Source organism: Amnimonas aquatica (genome assembly GCF_002943415.1).
In the GTDB taxonomy this organism is placed as follows: domain Bacteria; phylum Pseudomonadota; class Gammaproteobacteria; order Pseudomonadales; family Moraxellaceae; genus Perlucidibaca; species Perlucidibaca aquatica_A.
The window spans coordinates 1-2757 of record NZ_PTQZ01000231.1 but is presented as its reverse complement, the minus strand read 5'-3'; the positions used below and the strand labels follow the sequence as shown (position 1 = coordinate 2757).

The following is a 2757-nucleotide window of genomic DNA, read 5'->3' as shown; positions in this document are numbered from 1 at the left end:
ACGCGCTGGCCACCGCCGGCACGGTGCCGGCTGCTGTCGCCACCGCCGGCCGCTACGAAATCGAGGTCACCGTGGCACCGGCGCTGGCGCGCGTCATTCCCGCGGATGCCACCGTGTTCATCTTCGCGCGCGCCCCGCAGGGCCCGCCGATGCCGGTCGCCGCCATCCGCCGGCCGGCCGCGCAGTTCCCGCTGCGCGTGGTCATGACCGATGCCGACAGCCTGCAGCCGGAGCGTCCGTTGTCCGGCGAGGACAAGCTCGTCCTGCAGGCCAAGGTGTCGCGCAGCGGCGATGCCACCAGCGCCGACTGGGAGGCGGTGGCGGTGCCTGTCCAGCGTGGCGGCACCGGCCCGGTGCGCCTGCGCATCAGCGAGGCGTCGCGCTGACGCGGGAACTGCTGCCTTGGGTGCGGGCGCATGATTCATTAGTCGCACAAGCCCCCGGTTTCCCTTGTGGGGAGCGGGGTCCGGCGGGTATTCTCTGCATCCTCGCGATTTGGAGTTACGTTGGATGCGAATCATTCTTCTGGGCGCGCCGGGCGCCGGCAAGGGCACCCAGGCCCAGATCATCATGAACCGCTACGGCATCCCGCAGATCTCGACCGGCGACATGCTGCGCGCTGCGGTCAAGGCCGGCACCGAGCTGGGTGTCGCCGCCAAGAAGGTCATGGACGCCGGCGGTCTGGTGTCCGACGAGATCATCATTGGCCTGGTCAAGGAACGCATCACGCAGCCTGACTGCGCCAACGGCTTCCTGTTCGACGGCTTCCCGCGCACCATCCCGCAGGCCCAGGCGCTGATCGACGGTGGCGTGGCCATCGACCACGTGGTGGAAATCCGCGTCGCCGACGAGGAAATCATCTCCCGCCTGTCCGGCCGCCGCGTGCACCCGGGTTCGGGTCGCGTCTACCACGTCGAGCACAACCCGCCGAAGGCGGAGGGCAAGGACGATGTCACCGGCGAAGAGCTGGTGCAGCGCCCGGACGACACCGAAGAAACCGTGCGCAAGCGCCTCGATGTCTACCACAGCCAGACCCAGCCGCTGGTCGGCTTCTACCAGGAGCGCGCCGGTCAGCCGGGCGCCGCGAAGTACAGCCTGGTCGAAGGCGTGGGCTCGGTGGATGACATCACCACGCGCCTGCTGGCCGCGCTGAAGTGATTCCGGCGGCGATCGCCGCCAAGTGAATGCTTCCGACAGATGACGCCGCGCCCAGCGCGGCGTTATCGTTTGTGCCGCCGGCGGTCCGCCCGCCATCACATCCCGCCATTGCCGGAGCCCCGACATGTCCGTGATCCCGCCCGATGCCCCGTCCACTGCGCCTGACGCCGCACCGGCCGAGGGCACGGGCCGGCCGCGTATCGGCATCATCCTGAGCAATCTCGGCACCCCGGACGCGCCGACGCCCGCGGCCGTGCGCGCCTATCTGCGCGAGTTCCTCAGCGACACCCGGGTGATCGAGGTGCCCAGGCTGGTCTGGTTCTTCATCCTGCGCCTGTTCGTGCTGCCGTTCCGGCCCAGGCGCGTGGCGCACGCCTACGCCGGCATCTGGCAGGAAGACTCGCCCATGCGGCTCATTCTCGCCGCCCAGGTGGCGGGCGTGCAGCAGCGCCTGGATACGGCCTTCCCCGGGGCCGATGTCCTCGTGCGTCCGGGCATGAGCTACGGGCGTCCGGCACTGCGCGCCAGCCTCGACGAGCTGCAGGCGGCGGGCTGTGACCAGCTCCTGGTGCTGCCGCTGTTCCCGCAGTATTCCGCGACCTCGAGCGCCGTCGCCTATGACCAGACCGGGCGCTGGCTGCGGGCGCAGCGTCGCCTGCCGGGCCTGCAGATCGTGCGCGACTACCACGATCATCCGGGCTACATCGCCGCCCTGGCGGACAGCATCCGCCGCCACTGGGCCGTGCACGGCCGCGCCGAGCGCCTGCTGTTCTCCTATCACGGCATTCCCCAGCCCTATGCCGACAAGGGCGACCCCTATCCGCAGCAATGCCATGCCACCACCGCGGCGGTGGTGCGCGCGCTGGGCCTGGCGGAAGGCGAGTGGGACATCAGCTTCCAGTCGCGTTTCGGCCTGCAGGAGTGGGTCAAGCCCTACACCAGCGAGCTGCTGGCGCAATGGGGCGGTGCCGGCGTGGCCTCGGTGCAGGTGCTGTGCCCGGCGTTCTCGGCCGACTGTCTGGAGACGCTGGAGGAGATCGCGGTGGAGAATCGCGACATCTTTCTCAAGGCCGGCGGGCAGCGTTACGAGTACGTGCCGGCGCTCAACGCCGATCCGGCGCACCTCGACTTCCTCGCCGGCCTGCTGGCGTCGCGCATCACCGCGCTGCGCTGAACGGAAGCGTCGCTGGCCGGCAGCCAGCGGCGGGCGGCTGTCGGCGAAGCACCGCGCTCGGGCGTAAGATGTGCTGTGACCGGATCAGGATGCCGTTTCATGAGCGTACCGCTGCGCCCCTTGCGCTGGCTCTACCGCATACCCCTGCTGCTGCTCGCGCTCGTCGCCCTGGCGCTGGCGGCTGTGCTGCTGGCGGCCTGGCTGGCCGGCGCCCGCGTCCAGGGCGTGAGCTGGCAGCAGGGCGGCCTGTTCATCGAACGCTGGCAATTGCTGCGCCGGGACTGCGAGCCTTGGCGTGGCGAGCGCCTGCTGCTGGCCGCATCCTGGCCGCTGGATGTCCGGCTGGCGCGTGCCGAGCTGCCGGCGTGCCCCGCGCCTGATGACGAGCCGCCTTTCGATCCGCTGGATTTCCCCCTGCCGTCGCT

Annotated in this window: 4 protein-coding genes; all 4 read left to right on the top strand. The window is 70.3% G+C overall.

From position 1 onward, the window contains the following. Nucleotides 1-386 (top strand): c-type cytochrome biogenesis protein CcmI/CycH (locus C5O18_RS10490; RefSeq protein WP_241146792.1); only part of this gene is annotated, 386 nt, incomplete at its 5' end. Nucleotides 387-510: 124 nt separating this feature from the next. Next, on the top strand, nucleotides 511-1158 hold the full coding sequence (adk, locus tag C5O18_RS08365) for an adenylate kinase (protein WP_105193099.1): 648 nt from the start codon (nucleotides 511-513) through the stop codon (nucleotides 1156-1158). A gap of 124 nt (nucleotides 1159-1282) precedes the next feature. After that, nucleotides 1283-2332 carry a ferrochelatase gene (gene hemH, locus C5O18_RS08360; protein WP_105193097.1) on the top strand — a complete coding sequence of 350 codons (1050 nt, stop codon included), beginning with the start codon at nucleotides 1283-1285 and terminating at the stop codon, nucleotides 2330-2332. Between the two features lie 99 nt (nucleotides 2333-2431). Further along, nucleotides 2432-2757: hypothetical protein (locus C5O18_RS08355; RefSeq protein ID WP_206389810.1), on the top strand; the 326-nt coding region annotated here is incomplete at its 3' end.

Bases quoted from the DNA above. Each gene is read 5' to 3' on its own strand.
- adk (WP_105193099.1), top strand. From the start codon at position 511: ATGCGAATCATTCTTCTGGGCGCGCCGGGCGCCGGCAAGGGCACCCAG.
- hemH (WP_105193097.1), top strand. From the start codon at position 1,283: ATGTCCGTGATCCCGCCCGATGCCCCGTCCACTGCGCCTGACGCCGCA.